16 protein-coding genes, 1 pseudogene and 1 riboswitch are annotated in these 16,500 nt (G+C 62.6%); of the genes and pseudogenes, 11 read left to right on the top strand and 6 right to left on the bottom strand.

All coding sequences use genetic code 11. The features are described from left to right. Genes NKJ04_RS00325 through NKJ04_RS00335 form a run of 3 tightly spaced genes read left to right on the top strand, consistent with a single transcriptional unit; the run spans position 1 to position 3,961 of the window. Positions 1–1,155 carry a carbohydrate ABC transporter permease gene (locus tag NKJ04_RS00325; protein WP_352672757.1) on the top strand — a complete coding sequence of 385 codons (1,155 nt, stop codon included), beginning with the start codon at positions 1–3 and terminating at the stop codon, positions 1,153–1,155. 4 nt (positions 1,156–1,159) lie between these two features. Beyond that, positions 1,160–2,824, top strand: coding sequence for a beta-galactosidase BglA (gene bglA / locus NKJ04_RS00330; protein ID WP_352672759.1), 1,665 nt, complete (start codon positions 1,160–1,162; stop codon positions 2,822–2,824). 24 nt (positions 2,825–2,848) lie between these two features. Then, entirely contained in the window at positions 2,849–3,961 is a 1,113-nt protein-coding gene (locus NKJ04_RS00335; protein ID WP_352672761.1) for an ABC transporter ATP-binding protein, read from the top strand. Between the two features lie 77 nt (positions 3,962–4,038). Here NKJ04_RS00335 and NKJ04_RS00340 read toward each other — a convergent pair whose 3' ends face one another. The 3 genes from NKJ04_RS00340 to NKJ04_RS00350 all read right to left on the bottom strand — a co-directional run bounded on the left by NKJ04_RS00340 (position 4,039) and on the right by NKJ04_RS00350 (position 4,829). After that, entirely contained in the window at positions 4,039–4,275 is a 237-nt protein-coding gene (locus NKJ04_RS00340) for a DUF680 domain-containing protein (protein ID WP_023813652.1), read from the bottom strand. Positions 4,276–4,344: 69 nt separating this feature from the next. Further along, positions 4,345–4,545, bottom strand: a complete 201-nt coding sequence (locus NKJ04_RS00345; protein WP_352672763.1) for a DUF680 domain-containing protein — start codon at positions 4,543–4,545, stop codon at positions 4,345–4,347. A gap of 86 nt (positions 4,546–4,631) precedes the next feature. Further along, entirely contained in the window at positions 4,632–4,829 is a 198-nt protein-coding gene (locus NKJ04_RS00350) for a DUF680 domain-containing protein (RefSeq protein WP_013528268.1), read from the bottom strand. A gap of 507 nt (positions 4,830–5,336) precedes the next feature. After that, positions 5,337–5,538, top strand: a riboswitch (cobalamin riboswitch). A 115-nt stretch (positions 5,539–5,653) separates the two neighbouring features. On the opposite strand from NKJ04_RS00350, the gene NKJ04_RS00355 reads away from it, so the two are divergent. From NKJ04_RS00355 to NKJ04_RS00390, 8 genes are all read left to right on the top strand, one after another. Then, positions 5,654–6,901, top strand: a complete 1,248-nt coding sequence (locus NKJ04_RS00355) for an aromatic ring-hydroxylating oxygenase subunit alpha (RefSeq protein ID WP_352672765.1) — start codon at positions 5,654–5,656, stop codon at positions 6,899–6,901. Positions 6,902–6,926: 25 nt separating this feature from the next. Then, the gene (locus NKJ04_RS00360) at positions 6,927–8,027 is read left to right on the top strand and encodes an FAD-binding oxidoreductase (RefSeq protein WP_352672767.1); all 1,101 of its coding nucleotides are present in this window, start codon (positions 6,927–6,929) and stop codon (positions 8,025–8,027) included. 128 nt (positions 8,028–8,155) lie between these two features. Continuing rightward, complete coding sequence (locus tag NKJ04_RS00365; RefSeq protein ID WP_127267344.1) at positions 8,156–8,587, top strand: PqqD family protein; 432 nt, start codon at positions 8,156–8,158, stop codon at positions 8,585–8,587. Positions 8,588–8,636: 49 nt separating this feature from the next. Then, positions 8,637–9,686: a serine kinase gene (locus NKJ04_RS00370; protein WP_352672769.1), complete on the top strand. Its 1,050-nt coding sequence runs from the start codon at positions 8,637–8,639 to the stop codon at positions 9,684–9,686. 14 nt (positions 9,687–9,700) lie between these two features. After that, positions 9,701–10,435 (top strand): glycosyltransferase family 2 protein, encoded by a 735-nt coding sequence (locus tag NKJ04_RS00375; RefSeq protein ID WP_081738946.1) that lies wholly within the window; start codon positions 9,701–9,703, stop codon positions 10,433–10,435. Positions 10,436–10,490: 55 nt separating this feature from the next. Next, positions 10,491–11,243 (top strand): glycosyltransferase family 2 protein, encoded by a 753-nt coding sequence (locus NKJ04_RS00380; RefSeq protein ID WP_352672771.1) that lies wholly within the window; start codon positions 10,491–10,493, stop codon positions 11,241–11,243. Then, positions 11,243–11,920 (top strand): glycosyltransferase family 2 protein, encoded by a 678-nt coding sequence (locus tag NKJ04_RS00385; RefSeq protein WP_352672773.1) that lies wholly within the window; start codon positions 11,243–11,245, stop codon positions 11,918–11,920. The genes NKJ04_RS00380 and NKJ04_RS00385 overlap by 1 nt, the downstream gene beginning before the upstream one ends. Then, the gene (locus NKJ04_RS00390) at positions 11,917–13,392 is read left to right on the top strand and encodes a nucleotidyltransferase family protein (protein WP_352672775.1); all 1,476 of its coding nucleotides are present in this window, start codon (positions 11,917–11,919) and stop codon (positions 13,390–13,392) included. Before NKJ04_RS00385 ends, NKJ04_RS00390 begins: the two co-directional genes overlap by 4 nt. A 40-nt stretch (positions 13,393–13,432) precedes the next feature. On the opposite strand, the gene NKJ04_RS00395 is transcribed toward NKJ04_RS00390, so the two are convergent. The 3 genes and pseudogenes from NKJ04_RS00395 to NKJ04_RS00405 all read right to left on the bottom strand — a co-directional run bounded on the left by NKJ04_RS00395 (position 13,433) and on the right by NKJ04_RS00405 (position 16,456). Beyond that, entirely contained in the window at positions 13,433–14,179 is a 747-nt protein-coding gene (locus tag NKJ04_RS00395) for an FAD-binding oxidoreductase (RefSeq protein WP_128302757.1), read from the bottom strand. Then, positions 14,176–14,786: pseudogene (locus NKJ04_RS00400) on the bottom strand (sulfite oxidase-like oxidoreductase). The gene NKJ04_RS00395 and the pseudogene NKJ04_RS00400 overlap by 4 nt, the downstream one beginning before the upstream one ends. Before the next feature lie 149 nt (positions 14,787–14,935). Then, a complete protein-coding gene (locus NKJ04_RS00405) occupies positions 14,936–16,456 on the bottom strand; it encodes a DegQ family serine endoprotease (RefSeq protein ID WP_128302756.1) in 1,521 nt (506 codons plus the stop codon). Positions 16,457–16,500 lie beyond the last annotated feature (44 nt).

A 16,500-nucleotide genomic window follows, 5' to 3' on the forward strand; every position in this document is an offset into this window, starting at 1 on the left:
ATGGCCGTCGCGACCGGAAATTCCTTCGCCAGCCGCTTTGGCGTCCACATCGCCGTGCTCGTCTTCGTCGCGATCTGGACCATACCGACGCTCGGCATCCTGGTCTCGTCGCTGCGCGACAAGAACCAGATCATCGCCTCGGGATGGTGGAACTCGTTCGCCAGTTCCACCCAGACGGAAGCCGGCCGGCTGCCGCCCGCCTCGGCGCAGGTCGAGAAAGACGGCAAGTTCCTCCTCGAGGGCAATATCTTCGGCGACGGCGCCAAGCGCGACATCAGCGCCTTCGGCGTCAAATCGGCGGCACCGACGCAATATCCCGCCGGCACCACAGCCGATCTCGGTGACGGGGTGACCTTTCAACTCAATGCCGACGGCAGCTTCGTCATGCAGTCCCCGAAAGCGTTCGAAGGCGATCGCGGCCAGCGTGTCTATTATGCTTCGTCGGCGCCGCCGAAATTCACCACCGACAACTACAGAACCGTGCTGTTCTCCGAAGGCATCGGACGGTCATTCATGAATTCTCTGACCGTCACTATCCCAGCGACAATCATCCCGATCCTGATCGCCGCCTTTGCCGCTTATGCGCTGGCCTGGATGCGGTTTCCCGGCCGGGCGCTGCTGATCGCGGTCATCATCGGCCTGCTGGTGGTGCCATTGCAGATGTCGCTAATCCCGCTTTTGAAACTTTACAACGGCGTCGGCTCGTTCTTCGGCATGCCGTCGAAGACCTATCTCGGCATCTGGCTGGCGCATACCGGCTTCGGCCTGCCCTTCGCCATCTACCTGCTGCGCAGCTACATTGCCGGCCTGCCGCGCGAAATCATGGAATCGGCGCGCATCGACGGCGCCAGCGATTTCGAGATCTTCGTCAAGATCGTCTTGCCGCTGTCGTTCCCGGTGCTGGCTTCGTTTGCCATCTTCCAGTTCCTGTGGGTATGGAACGATCTGCTGGTGGCGATGGTTTTCCTCGGTACAGAGGCAGACCAGATCGTGCTGACCGCTAAGCTCAACGCGCTGTTGGGCTCGCGCGGCGGCGACTGGGAGATTCTGACGACATCGGCTTTCGTGACCATAATCGTGCCGCTGATCGTGTTCTTCTCGCTGCAGCGCTATTTTGTCCGCGGGCTGCTTGCCGGCTCGGTGAAAGGAGGCTGAGACGATGCAATCCGCTTTGAAGGCCAGCTCGAAGCCTGACCTCGCCATCGATCGCGACTGGTGGCGGGGCGCGGTGATCTACCAGATCTATCCGCGCAGCTATCAGGACTCGAATGGCGACGGCATCGGTGATCTCAAGGGCATCATAGGCCGCCTCCCCTACATCGCCGCACTCGGCGCGGATGCCATCTGGATTTCGCCGTTCTTCAAGTCGCCGATGAAAGATTTCGGCTATGACGTATCGGATTACTGCGATGTCGATCCGATGTTCGGCACGCTGGCCGATTTCGACGCGCTGACCGGCGAGGCGCACAGGCTGGGCTTGAAGGTGATGATCGACGAGGTGCTGTCGCACACCGCCGACAACCACCCATGGTTCAAGGAAAGCCGGTCGAGCCGCAGCAACCCGAAAGCCGACTGGTACGTCTGGGCAGACGCCAGGCCGGACGGCACGCCGCCCAACAACTGGCTGTCGATCTTCGGCGGCTCGGCCTGGCAATGGGACACCAGCCGCCAGCAATATTACATGCACAATTTCCTGGCCGAACAGCCCGACCTCAACTTCCACAACCACGAAGTCCAGGACGCATTGCTCGACGTCACCCGCTTCTGGCTGGAGCGCGGCGTCGATGGTTTCCGGCTCGACACCATCAATTTCTACTTCCACAGCCAGGGCCTGGAAAACAATCCGCCGCTGCCGCCGGAAGAGCGCAACGACCAGACCGCGCCGGCGGTCAACCCCTACAACTACCAGGACCATCTCTACGACAAGAGCCGGCCCGAGAACCTCGGCTTCCTCGAACGGTTCCGTGCCCTGCTTGATGAATATCCGGCAACCGCAGCGGTCGGCGAGGTCGGCGATTCGCAGCGCGGGCTTGAAGTGGTTGCCGCCTACACCGCCGGCGGCAAGCGCGTGCACATGTGCTACTCCTTCGATTTCCTGGCGCCGGAAAAGATCAGCGCGGGCAAGGTTCGCTCGGTGCTGGAATCCTTCGGCAAGGTCGCCAGCGACGGCTGGTCGTGCTGGGCCTTTTCCAACCATGACGTGATGCGCCCGGCCTCGCGCTGGGCGGCCAATGAGGCCGACCCGACCGCCTACCTCAAGGTCATCTCGGCGCTGCTGATGTCCCTGCGCGGTTCGGTCTGCATCTATCAGGGCGAGGAGCTTGGGCTCGGTGAAGCAGAGCTGCGGTTCGAGGATTTGCAGGATCCCTACGGCATCCGCTTCTGGCCGGAATTCAAGGGCCGCGACGGCTGCCGCACACCGATGGTGTGGGATGGCGGCGCCAAGAATGGCGGCTTCTCCCCAGCAAAGCCCTGGCTGCCGGTGCCGGCCAAGCATCTAGCGCAAGCGGTCAATGTCCAACAGGGCGACGAGGCTTCGCTGCTTGAGCACTACCGGCGCTTTCTCACCTTCCGGCGTGCCCATCCGGCGCTCGCCAAGGGCGACATCAATTTCATCGAAAGTGAGGGCGACACCGTCGCCTTCATACGCCGCGCGGGCAATGAGCAGATCGTCTGCATCTTCAATCTGGGAGCCCGGCCGGCCAAGGTTGACCTTGGCGGCCGATCGCTGCAACCTCTGCCCGGGCACGGATTTTCGGGGCAGGCGAACAGCGGTTCCATCGAGCTTGGCGGCTACGGCGCCTGGTTCGGGCGTCTCGACTGAATTTCCAATCACTGGAGGAACCAAATGGCCGATGTCACGCTAAGACAAGTGAAGAAGTCCTACGGCAATCTGAACATTCTCCACGGCATCGACCTCGATATTAAGTCGGGCGAGTTCATCGTCTTCGTCGGCCCGTCGGGCTGCGGCAAGTCGACATTGCTGAGATCGATCGCCGGGCTCGAGGAAATCACCTCCGGCGAGCTTAGAATAGCCGGCGAAGTGGTGAACGACGTGCCGCCGTCGAAGCGCGGCATCGCCATGGTGTTCCAGTCCTACGCGCTCTACCCGCACATGACCGTCTACGACAACATGGCGTTCTCGATGAAGATCGGCAAAGAGAACAAGGCCGAGATCGACCGCCGTGTGCGTCAGGCCGCCGAGATCCTGCAATTGACCAAATATCTCGACCGCCTGCCCAAGGCGATGTCAGGCGGCCAGCGCCAGCGCGTCGCCATCGGCCGCGCCATCGTGCGCAATCCGAAGGTGTTCCTGTTCGACGAGCCGCTTTCGAACCTCGACGCCGCGCTGCGCGTCGCCACCCGCATCGAAATCGCCAAGCTCAAGGAATCGATGCCCAACACGACCATGATCTACGTCACCCACGATCAGGTCGAGGCGATGACGCTGGCCGACCGCATCGTGGTGCTCAAGGACGGCCATATCGAGCAGGTCGGCACGCCGATGGATCTCTACAAGAAGCCCGGCAATCTGTTCGTTGCCCAGTTCATTGGCTCGCCGGCCATGAACATCCTGCCCGCGACCATCGAAAAGACCGGCAATCCGACCGTCGTCAGCCATGTCGGCGGACGCAAGGCAACCGTGCCGATCGCAACGCCTGCTTCGGCGAAGGGTGCTGCGGTGAGCTTTGGCGTGCGGCCGGAGGACCTGATCATCGCCAGCGGCGCGGACTATCTGTTCGAGGGGACGGTCGACTATGTCGAGCAGCTCGGCGAGGTTCAGCTGGTCTATGTCGACATCGGTCGCGCCGACCTGCCGCTGGTGACCAAGCTGCCCGGCAATGTCGAAGTCAAGCGTGGTTCGACGTTGCGGCTGAGCGCCAATGGCGAGGACCTGCATATCTTCGACGCTGACGGACGGTCGTTTGCCCTTCATGAGGCTGAAGCGAAGGCGGCCTGAGGCAGGACCGCGTCTTGGACGCAAAAAGAGCGGCGGGCTAGGCCCGCCGCTCTTTTGTTGAAGATCAGCTTCGGCTGTTAACGGCCGAAGAGATTCCGGTCGCTGCCCTGAGGGGCGGACTTCTCCACGTCGCCCGACGAATTGAGCAGCTTCTCGACGAGGCCACCGCTGTTGCGGACCGAGCTCGTATGCGCGCTGTCAACCGAAGTAACCGCAGGCTGATTGGCGCCATTGGAGCCAAAGTTGTCGCTGCCGGCGAACGCGCTGCCGGTGATGGCCAGAACGGCGGCGGCAGCAATAAGGATCTTGTTCATTTTAGTCTCCTGAATTCTGGATTTCGCCAGGACGGCAGACACAGCTGCCGTCGGTTGCGAAATTGGCTGTTAGCGACCGAAGAGGTTACGGTCGCTGCCCTGAGCGGGCGTCTGGGCAGCCGGTTCCGAGATCTTGGTGGAAGCCGTGTACGACTGGTCCACAGCAGCGGCAGGCTGATTGGAGCCGTTCGAACCGTAGTTGTCGCTGCCCGCGAAAACGCTGCCGGTGATGGCCAGAACGGTGGCGGCAGCAATGAGGATCTTGCTCATCTTAAATACTCCTGAATGTCTGAATTTCGAATGTCTGAAGTTCGCCAGGGCGGCGAGCGAGCCCGCCGTCAACTGGGAATCGGCTGTTAGTTGTTGCCGAAGAGGTTGCGGTCAGCACCCTGGGCAGGCGCCTGAGCAGCCGGTTCCGACTTCTTGGTCGAAGCGGTGTACGAGCTGTCGACAGCAGTGGCTGCCGCGGCGTTCGAACCGTAGTGGTCGCTACCAGCGAAGGCGCTGCCGGAAATGGCCAGAAGGGCTGCGGCAGTGAGAATGATCTTTTTCATTTTTGTACTCCAGTATCGTCTTTTTCCGTCCGTCTAGCGGCGTGTCTTGGAAATGAAATCGCGTCGTTCGGACAGCCCCGATGTGGGAGGGCAACCCCGCCTTTTCCAATCACGAAGTTGTTCCGTGTGGACCATGAATCCACACCTTGAAATTGTACCAAGGGAATCTACGGGTATATTTTTCTTCTTTATATCAGCATGTTAAGTGTAACCGCTGGATGGATCACTGACTGTTTCAGAGGCCCAGCGTTCACACCGTCCTGCACGCACCGTCAACAGAAACGAACCGTTCGGTTCGATTTTAGATCGAGCTAATAGTCACTTTTCGAAACCGTTAACCTTTTTTGACCCCGCCAAGGGCTCCGATTCGGGGATATCGCAGCCGGCAAAATGGCCATCCGGGAGGTGGATTTCAGCCCGCGACGGTCTGCGGGAACGTTCGCAGGCCGTGTCGCGCCGCATGGATACGATGTCGTTTTCATGCCGACGGCGCGCCCCCGATCGTGGTTAGATCATACCATCTCAGGTGCCGCTTCGTGACGACGAGGCGGAGAATTGGGAAGCCGGTCAGAATCCGGCGCTGCCCCCGCAACGGTGGTGGAGTTCAAGTCGCAACGGGAGACCACTGGGCAACTGCCTGGGAAGGTGTCGCGATGGTCCGCAAGGACAACTCCAGAGCCCGGAAACCAGCCCGAGATTGTTAGACTCGACTGATCGCGGTGGGCGGTCAAGAGGTGGATAGCGCATGTCTGGCACCTAGCCGGCCTGCGTTTCAATCCTTCCTCCATCACCACCAGTTCAGTCCTTAGAAACGAGGACAGGACATGGATACCCGCAACGACATGCTGAGGCTCCTGAAGGGGCACCGGCAAGGCTTTTCGCTGGAGCAGCCCTTCTACACCGATCCAGACTACTTCAAGCTCGACATGGAGCTGATCTGGTATCGCGACTGGCTGTTCATCGGCCATGATTGCGAACTGCCGAAGCCGGGCAGCTACATCACCGTGCAGATCGGCGACTACCCGGTCGTCCTTGTCCGCGACCAGCACGGCAAGATCAACGCCTTCCACAATTCCTGCCGCCATCGCGGCAGCCGCGTGTGCAACGCGGAAAAGGGTACGGCGGCAAAGCTCGTCTGTCCGTATCATCAATGGACCTATGAGCTGGACGGCCGCCTGCTGTTTGCCCGCCAGATGGCCGACGGTTTCGACAAGAGTGATTTCGGCCTGAAGCCGGTCGCCTGCGAGAGCGTCGGCGGCTACATCTTCATCTGTCTGGCCAAGGAGCCGGCGGATTTCGCGCCGATGCGGGCGATGATCGAACCCTATCTTTTGCCGCACCGGTTGCGTGAAGCAAAGATCGCCTTCGAGAGCACGATCGTCGAGAAGGGCAACTGGAAGCTGGTCTGGGAAAACAACCGCGAGTGCTATCACTGCGCCGCCAATCATCCTGAGCTGTGCAAGACCTTCCCCGAGGCTCCGACCGTGACCGGCGTCAACGGCGCCGACAGCGACCCTGAAATGGTCGCGCACTGGGCCAAATGCGAGGCATCAGGCCTGCCGAGCAAATTCCGCATCGATCCGGCAGGGCAGTACCGCGCCACCCGCGCGCCGCTGCTGCGCGATGCCGTCAGCTACACCATGACGGGAAAACGGGCGGTCCAGAAGAACCTGTCCGACAGCGTTTCAACCGACCGCATCGGCTCCTTGCTGCTTTATCATTATCCGACAACCTGGAACCATATCCTCGGCGACCATGCCGTCACCTTCCGCGTGCTGCCGATCAGTGCCACGGAAACCGCGGTGACGACAAAATGGCTCGTCCACAAGGATGCGGTCGAAGGCGTCGACTACGATCTCGCTGAGCTTACCCATGTCTGGACCGAGACCAACGACCAGGACCGCCGCATCGTCGAGGAAAACGCCTTCGGCATCTTGTCGCCGGCCTACGAACCAGGCCCCTATTCGGAGCTGCATGAGGGCGGCGTGATCCAGTTCGTCGAGTGGTACGCGTCGTTCATCGGACCGCGCCTTGCCGAAGGCGACCGGCCGGCCCTGCGCAGCGTCGCCTAGCCCAGGGGACAAGAGGATGAATGCGATGACGGACCTTGGCCTCTATCGCCATCTCGACCAGATGACGCCCTGGAACGACAGGCTGCAGGTGCTGGAAGTGATCGGCGTCAGTGACGAAGCGCCTGACGTGAAGACCTTCACCTTCCGCTCCGACAACCAGACCTGGTTCCGCTACAAGCCGGGCCAATTCGTGACTCTGGAACTGCCGACATCGGACGGGCCGCTGATGCGCACCTACACGCTGTCCTCCTCGCCATCGCGGCCGTTCTCGATCGCGGTGACGGTGAAGGCGCAGGCGGGCAGCACCGGCACGCGCTGGATGTTCGACCATCTGACGCCCGGTTCGCACGTCAAGGCCTATGGGCCGACCGGCGACTTCTCGCTGCATAGCCACCCGGCGGCCAAATATCTGTTCATTTCGGCGGGCTCCGGCGTGACGCCGATGATGTCGATGCTGCGCTGGCTGAACGACTGTGCGCCATGGACAGATGTCGGCTTCGTCAACTGTGCGCGCCGCCCGGAAGAGATCATTTTCCGCAAGGAACTCGAGCTGCTCGGCAGCCGCATGCCCGGCCTGTCGCTCGGCTTCATGATCGAGGAGCGGTCGAGCCGCGAGGGCTGGTTCGGCCATATGGGCCGCATCGACGCAATCCGGCTGCCATTGCTGGCGCCCGATTTCCGTGAGCGCGAGATCTTCTGCTGCGGCCCCGATCCCTTCATGCGCGCCGTGCGCGGCATGCTGAACGCCGCCGGCTTCGACATGGCGAAATACCATCAGGAAAGCTTTGCGGCGCCTGCCGTGGAGGAGATCCAGGCGCCGTTCTCGCCACTGCCGGAAGACGGCGCCGCCGTTGCCGTCGAGGCCGTGACGCCGATCCGGTTTTCGCTTTCCGATGTCGATGCCGAATGCGTCGCCGGCCAGACCGTGCTGCAGACGGCACGCGCCTCTGGGGTGCGGATTCCCGCCGCCTGCGAGTTCGGCCTGTGCGGCACCTGCAAGGTGAGGAAGGTCGCGGGCGACGTCGAGATGAGTCACAATGGCGGCATCCTCGATCACGAAATCGAGGACGGCTTTATCCTCGCCTGTTGCTCGAAGCCGCTTTCTGCGCTTGAAATCGAAGCGTGACCGGCTGCGCTCGCCCGAGTCTGCGCCATCTTGCCAAAAACCCTGCAAATGGTTAGACGCCTGCAACGGTGGGGTTGACCGTAAGGCCCGAAGATCATCTCCGCGGCCTGCTCGGCGGGGGAGCAAACATGCGACAATCCGGCATCTATGCCATTGCCAGCAAGGATATCGTCTTTGAATCCTTCGACGGCGAAGCCGTCGTTCTTGACCTGACCACGGGCAAATATTTCGGCTTCTCTGATTCAGGCAGCAGACTTTGGGATGCACTGTCGTCCGGCGTGCCTGCCTCCGAACTGGTCGGCGCCGCGACCGGAATTGGCGCCCTCGATGCCGCCGCAATTGACGGCTTTGTTTCACAATTGCTCGAATTCGGTTTGCTGGCGGCCGTAACCGATGGCGTGGCAAGACCGGCTCCAAGCGAATTGCTGGCTCAGCTCGCCGCTGCCAGAGAGCCCCTCAAGGTCGACATCCATGACGATCTCGCCGATCTCATTGTCGTCGATCCCATCCACGAGGTCGAGGAGCCCCTCGGCTGGCCCGCGGTGAAGCAGGCCAACTGAAGCGCCCATCAGGTTCTCGTTGCCGGACAGCTCCGGAATAGGCAAACCCATGCCGAACGTCACTCTCGAAAACTTGGTTGACTACGCACGCCATGTCCTGGCGCAAGCAGAGAGCAGCGCCGCGCATTATCCACTGACCCGCAAGGCGGGCTTGCCGCATCTGGATTTGAGCGCGCATGTCAGCGCCGGCGCATTGGCGGATGCCGTCGCTCATGGCTTTGTCACTGCTCCGGGCAACCGAACGCCTGCCGACATCTGCCGCGTCTTCGTCGCACATCCCGGCATAGACGGCATCGCGGCACCGGTCAGTTGGGGCCAGGGGCCCTTCACGCAGCATGGGTTCGCCACCCGGCTGGCGGAGGCCGGATTGCGCGGCAACCATTTTCACGACCTGGATTTCTGGCAGTTTTATGATCCGCAACGTCGCGTTGGCGTGCAATTGATGGCTTCGGCCGATGCCTTTCCACCGTGGGAGCCGGGAGCGCCGCTGCGCCCCTTCCTCCATTGGGAATATGGGGCGCGCGGCATGCGCCTTGCCCATGCCGGCACGCTCGGCGCCAATGGCAAGGGCGTGCTGCTGGCCGGTGCGGGCGGGGCCGGGAAATCTGGAACCGTCGCCGCCGGCCTCCTCAACGGACTGGACAGCGTCGGCGACGACTATGTGCTGATCGACCTCTCCAAGGGCGTGACTGCCCGCCCGTTGTTTTCAACACTCAAGCAGGATCCCCAGGGATTCGCTCGGCTTGGGCTGAAGCACCGGCTGCCGGCGCATGGCCCGCTTAACTGGCAAGGCAAATATGCGTTTCACATTGATGACATCGCTCCCCGGCCGGTGCCTGAAACTCTCGACATCGTCGCGCTGTTGGCGCCACATATCGGCGGTGGTGGGGCAAGTTCGATCCTGCCGGTGTCGCGCAGGGATGCCATGATCGCCTTGGCGCCGTCGGGCATAGCGCAGATGCCGGGCGAGCGGGAGAGCGGCTTTCGCTTCTTCAGCGACCTGACCCGCCTGCTGCCGTGCTATCGTCTGTCGCTGGGGACGCAGCCACAGGAGATAGCCGGCACGATTGCGGACTTTCTCACGCGGGGCGCTTCGTGAAACTGAGCGTGATAATGCCCGTCTACAACCGTGAGCGCTATGTCGTTTCGGCATTGCGCTCGCTGGTGCGGCAGCGGGACGCCGCCGATCTCGACATCATCGTCATCGACGACGGCTCGACCGACGGCTCTGCTGAGGCCGTGCGCTCGATGATGCGCGAAAACCCCTGCATCCGACTGTTCCAGCAATCCAACATGGGCGTGGCCAGGGCGCGCAACGCCGGGCTGCGGCAACTGCCGCCGGATGCGGAGTTCGTGTCATTCCTGGATTCGGACGATATCTCGCCGGCCGGGCGCTTCAAGAAGGACCTTGCGCGCTTCAGAGCAGACCCCGGCCTCGAGCTGACTTATTCGCTGATGACGCTGGCTGACAGGATTGACGATGAGCGGCTGGAGCCGGCTGTCGATAGCCACACGATGACGCTTCGGGGAATTTCGCTGAGCGCCGCCGTGTTCAGCAGAGGGCTTGTCGACAGGACGGGCGAGTTCGATGAGGATTTCGAGCAGGCTGAGGATACCGACTATCTGCTGCGCGTTTTCGAGGCGGGACCGAACTACGAATTGTTGGACGCCGTCGCGATCTACTACCGACGCCATGCCGGAAATGTGACCAGGGAGCATAGCGGCAGGGTCCGCAACCACTTGCGCGCGATCCACAAGTCGATGCGGCGGCGCAAGGCCGATCCGTCACGGCGAGAGGTTCAGGGCATCTTCGAATTGAAGAGCCCCGCCGATTGGCGGATGCTATGATGCTCGACACAATCGGGTCGGATCAGCCAAGCCCGCAACGCTGCTGGAGACGCCGATGAGGCTGAGCGTCATCATGCCGGTCTACAATCGCGAACAATTCGTTGGCCTCGCGCTGCGCTCGTTGCTCAGGCAGCGCGAAGACATCGATCTCGACATCATCGTCATCGACGATGGGTCGACCGATGGCTCGGCAGCCGTCGTGAGGTCATTGATCGACGAGGCCCCGTGCATTCGTCTTTTCCAGCAGACCAATGGCGGAGTCACCAAAGCGCGCAATGCCGGGCTGAAACAGTTGCTGCCGCAGACTCGCCTGGTGTCGTTTCTCGATTCGGACGACATCTCCCCGACAGGGCGCTTCAAGGCGGATCTCGCCTGCTTCGAAGAGGATCCGGGCCTGGACCTGACCTATTCGCGCATGACGCTGGTCGACAAGATAGATGGCGAGACGCTGGAACCGGCCGCCGACAGCCACTCCATCACCGTGCGAGGGATCCACCTGTCCGCCGGGATCTTTGCGCGAGACCTCATCGAGCGCACCGGTGGTTTCGACGAGGATTTCAAACAGGCCGAGGACACCGACTATCTGTTGCGTATCTTTGAGAGCCAGGCAAAATACGTTATGCCCGATACGGTGGCTCTCTATTACAGGCGTCATCCCGGCAACATGACCAAGGAAGCCGATGTGCCCTTTCGCGAGTTCATGCGCGCCATTCACAAGTCGATGAAGCGTCGTAAGGCCGACCCCAACTTGCACCGGGTGGAGGGGATCTTCGACTTCAAGGATCTCGCGCAGTGGCGATTCCTTTGATGGCAGCCTACGGCGTCGTCATTCCGGCTTTCAATGCGGCCACCACCATCGGCGCGGCCCTGAACTCCGTCCTGGCCCAGACGGTAAAGGCGGACGCCATCGTCGTGGTCGATGACGGTTCGACCGACGACACGGTTGCGGTGATCGATGCGATGAACCTGCCGGTGACTGTGCTGCGACAGGACAATGCCGGACCTGGCAGCGCAACGACCCGTGGCATTGCGGCACTCTCGACGCCGCTCATCGCGACGCTCGATGCCGACGATTTGTGGCTGCCGAACAAGATCGAAAAGCAGCTGGCCTATCTCGTCCGCCATCCCGGGACAGCGGGCGTCTTTACGCATTGGCGGACGTTTCGCGGCGACAACCCCGATTTGGCCGATGCGACCAGTGGAGCTGGCTGGTCGCGCACGACGATGATGATCCGCCAGCAGGTGGTGCAGAGCGTCGGTCCCATCATCGACCCACCAGGCGGCCGCGGCGAGATGATCGACTGGATCGCCCGGGTTCGTGAGGCAGGCCTTGCCCTTGCCATGCTCGACGACGTGCTTGCATTGCGCCGCATCCGTCCGGGCAGCCTTTCCTACGGCCGCGATCCGGCGCGCGACCGGGGCTATCTCGAGGTCGCAAGGCTCGCCATGCAGCGGCGAGCCCGGAACAAGGCGGGCTCCAATTGAACGCCAGGCCCGTTCGCCGCATCGGCCGCCGCTTCCCGGACTATGGCTGGTCGTGGCCCACCGGCCAACTGGACCTGTTGCTGAAGGCGGCGCTGTTCTCCGATGAGGACGCGGCCGCTGGCTGCGCCGCGCGCTGGCTGGACGAGAACGACATCGATCTCGCCTCGTTTCGAGAACATCGTCTGCTCGCCGCCATCTCCGACAGGTTCGGCAGGAAGCTGGCCGGGCATACCGCCCATCCGCGCCTCGTCGGCCTGCAGAAGATGCTGTGGACGAAGTCGCGCATGGCGATGCGCGAAGCCGAGCCGGCGCTGAAGGCGATGGCCGACGGCGGCGCCGACATCATGCTGATCAAGGGCGCCAGCCGCATCGCCTTGAACGCGTCGGCGCAGCGGGGCCGGGTGGCGCATGACATCGACATACTGGTGCGCCCGCGCGACATGGCTGCCGTCTTCGACATCTTGCGCGACCGCGACTGGCAGATCGCCTCGGGCGTCAGCGCGCAATATCTGCGAACCCGGTTGGCGTCGCTGCGGTCGATGAACTTCTTCAAGGGCCGTTTCGGCGACATCGACCTGCACCAGCTCGGCTATGACGGGTCGCAGACGAGCGCGGAAGACGACCTGGCGATCTGGCAACGGGCGGTCCCAGCCGAATTCAGCGGCGTCGCGGTCTTCGTGCCGTCGCCGGCCGATCGCATGGCCCTGGCCATCGCCCATGGCGGCCTCGACGCCCACACCCACAGCGACTGGCTTGTCGACTGCGCGGTCGCCATCCATGGCGAAGACGTCGATTGGGACATGTTCCTCGACATCGTCGGCAGACGCGGCCTGGCTGTTCCAGCGGCGGTGGCGCTATCCTATCTGGCGTTCGAGATCGGCATTCCGGTGCCGGAACCGACAATGGTCGGAATCTTGGAGATGGCCGACCGGGCCGGCCTGTCGCGTTGGTCGTCGGTTCTGCAAGCCAAGCCGCGCACGGATTTCGGCGGCCTGGTCTGGCTGTCGCGCGGGCTTGCCAAGCAGTTGCGCCTGAAGCGGAAGAAGGGTCGGTTGCAACAGGAGCCACCCGCCAAACCTTGGCGCGGCAGACCGGCCGCGCGCAAGCCGCAAGCAGCATCGGCGCCTCTGATGTTTTCGCAGGCCATCGCCTGTCCGCAAACGACCGGCGACATGATGCTCGATATCACCGTCCGGATCGGCGTTCCGCCGGTCCGACGCCGCATCGAAATGGAGATCAATGCCGGCGACGACCATGTCGCCCGCCTGCGCGCCATGGCCATCAGCCGATCCGGCAGAGAACGCGTGCTGCATTTTCGCGGTAAGGTGACGCTCGACGGCGCGCGAGATGCCTTGACGCTCGAAGCACGACCGTCGCGGCAGTTTCGTGAATGGAACGACGAAGCCACAGTGGCCGCCTATGGCGCCTTACCCTTCGAGCTGCTGTCGGCGGATTTCTCGCCGGTTGGCTAACGGCGAATCCGACGAACCTTTCTCGAAAGGCGGCGTCGGTTCACACTCCGTAGCGTTCGGTGCGAATGATTTCGGCTGCAACGCCGGCATCGATCAGTGCCTGGGCGGCCGCGGAAACGAAGGCGTTGGAGCCGCAGACGAAGGCGATGCCAGGCGGCTCCGGCAGCCGCGTCATGGCTTGCACCATCATCGCGACGTCCACCCGCCGCGCATAGTCGGCTGGACGGCGTGCAGCTTCGCGGGTCAGTGTCAGCACCAGGTCGAAGCCGTCCTGGCGCTCATCGAGAACGATCAGCTCGTCACGAAAGATCACTTCGTCCCAGACCCGGACCGAAAAGACCAGGACGACGGGCACCGCTGAATTACGTGCGGCGCGGTGGCGGAGCATCGACATCAAGGGCACGACGCCCGAACCGCCGCCGACCAGAACAAGCGGCCCACTCTCATCCTCGGGCCAGACGAAATGCCCGCCAAGCGGCCCGCGCAGTTCTATTTCATCGCCCACTGCCGCGACCTCGTGGAAGAAGGGCGAGACCTCGCCATCGTCGAGTTTTTCGATCGCCAGTTCAATTACGCCATGCGTTTCGGGCGCGGAGGCGATGGAATAGGAGCGGCGCGCCTGATAGCCGTCCGGCGCCGTTAGCCTGACGTCGACATGCTGCCCTGCGCGATAGGCGAAGGGCCGAGACGGCTGGAAAAAGAAGCTGGTGACACGCGGCGTGCGCTTTTCGATGCGGACGATGCTGGCTGTTTGCCAGGGCGACTGCACTGCTGCCGCATCGCTCATGGATCATCCGTGTAGCGCTGCTCGCGCCATGGGTCGCCATAGATGTGGTAGCCGCGCAATTCCCAGAAACCGGGCTCGTCGCGCGTGGTGAATTGCAGGCCGTTCAACCATTTGGCCGATTTCCAGAAATAAAGATGCGGCACCAGCAGCCTTGCCGGGCCGCCATGGTCCGGTGTGATCGGCTTGCCTTCGTAGAGCAGCGCCACCATGGCCTTGCCGGCGGTGAGATCCGTGACCGGCACGTTGGTGGTGTAGCCGTCGAACGCGTGCGCCAACGTGAAGCCGGTCGGCGGCTCGACCCCCGCATCGGCAAGGATATCGTCGACCAGCACACCCTGCCACGGCGTGTCGAATTTGGTCCATGCTGTCACGCAATGGATATCGCGTGTCATTTTGGTCATCGGCAGCGCGTTGAACTCGGTCCAGTTCCATTTCTTGATCGGGCGTGGCCCGTGTTTCAGCGTGAAAGACCAATCCTCGGTACGCACGCGTGGCGTCGGACCGGCCGACAGCACCGGGAACCCTGTTCTAGATACTGGCCTGGCGGGATGCGGGCATCGCCATCGGTTGGCGGGCGCCGTCCTGAAGAGAAACCTCGGGTGACCATAGCGGCAATCCCCATGCGATCAGGCCACTATCGGCCTGACGCAATGTTCTCGAAGATGTCGTGACGGGCAACCTAAATCTTGACGGGCGGAGACCGGCGGGACCGTCACCGATGGACCTGCCGCTCCGCGTGCACGTCAACGCCATTTCTCAGCCATTGGCGAAAGGCACCGCGATGTACATTTGAGCGTCGCCACGCTCGACCAGCAACAGCACCGATTTCCTGCCGGACTTGCCGGCCAAGGCGATCGCCTGGGTTACCTGCCTGGCATTCTTGACCGGCACCTGATTGACGGCAACGATGATGTCGCCGGCCTGTATTCCGGAAGCGGCGGCCGCTTTGTCGGGGTTGACGCTGGCAACCACCGCGCCGTGCTGCTTGCCGGCAAGGTTCATCTGCTGGCGAATGTCGGGTGTTATATCCATCAAGCCGAGCCCTATCGCCGGAGCGCGCCCGGCGCTCGGCGCGTCGGACCCGTCGTCCAGCGACGCGGTCCTCGCATCGGCGCTGTTTTGGCCGACATCGACGGAAATCCGAATCGGCTTGCCTTTGCGCCAGACATCGACCGTTTCCCGGGCGCCCGGCGCGACATCTGCGACCGCCCGCGACAGGTCCTTGGGATCCTTCACGTCCTGCCCGGCAAAGCTGGTGATGACGTCACCCGTCTCGATGCCGGCCTTGGCCGCCGGCGAACCGTCGTTGACCTCTGAAACCAGCGCACCGCCGGAATGGTCGAGCCCGATGGCGCTCGCGACATCCGGCGTCACCTCCTGGATCTGAACGCCGATATAGCCGTACTGGATGGAGCCGCCCTTCATCAGCTTGGCGACCACCTTCTGGGCCTGGCCCGACGGAATGGCAAAACCGACGCCGACGCTGCCGCCATTGGGTGAATAGATCGCCGTGTTGATGCCGACGACATTGCCGGCGACATCCACCAGCGGGCCGCCGGAATTGCCGTGGTTGATCGGCGCGTCGATCTGGATGAAATCGTCGAAAGGCCCACTATGCAGGTCACGGCCGCGCGCCGAGACGATGCCTGCCGTGACGGTGGTGCCGATGCCGAACGGGTTGCCGAAGGCCAGCACCTGGTCGCCTGGCATGAGCTTGTCGGAATCGCCCCATTTGACTGTCGGCAGGGGTTTGTCCGACTTGATCTTGAGTACGGCGAGATCGTTCTTGGCATCGCGGCCGACAAGCTTGGCCGGAAGTTCGGTGCCGTCGTCGAGCGTAACCTTGATCGAAGAGGCGCCATCGATGACGTGATTGTTGGTGACGATGGTACCATCCGCGCCGACGATGAAGCCGGAACCCAGCGCCTCGGCGCGCTGCGGTTGCTGTTGTGGCGGCGTCTTGGGCGTCGGCATGCCCTGGTCACCGAAGAACTGGCGGAAATAGTCATCGAAAGGCGAGCCGCCGTCGAAAGGAGAGGCATCGCTCATCGTTTCAGGCTGTGCCTTCATGACGGTGGTAACCGTCACCACCGCCGGCTTGTCGGCGGCCACGATGGGCGCGAACGAGCCGTTGGGTGCAGTGATGCCGGCAACAGGCGTCTGGGTCGTCGGAACGGTGTTGCCCTCGCCTTGGGCGAAAGACATGACGAAGGGGGATATGATCAGCGCAGCGCCCAGCAAGGCCGCGACGCGATGCCTACGAAGGATATCTGACATGGTCGTTTGTCCGGGCGAGAGTTGATCCAGCGCCGTGGCCTCTC

The organism is Mesorhizobium sp. M0618 (assembly GCF_040320765.1).
Classification (GTDB): Bacteria; Pseudomonadota; Alphaproteobacteria; order Rhizobiales; family Rhizobiaceae; genus Mesorhizobium.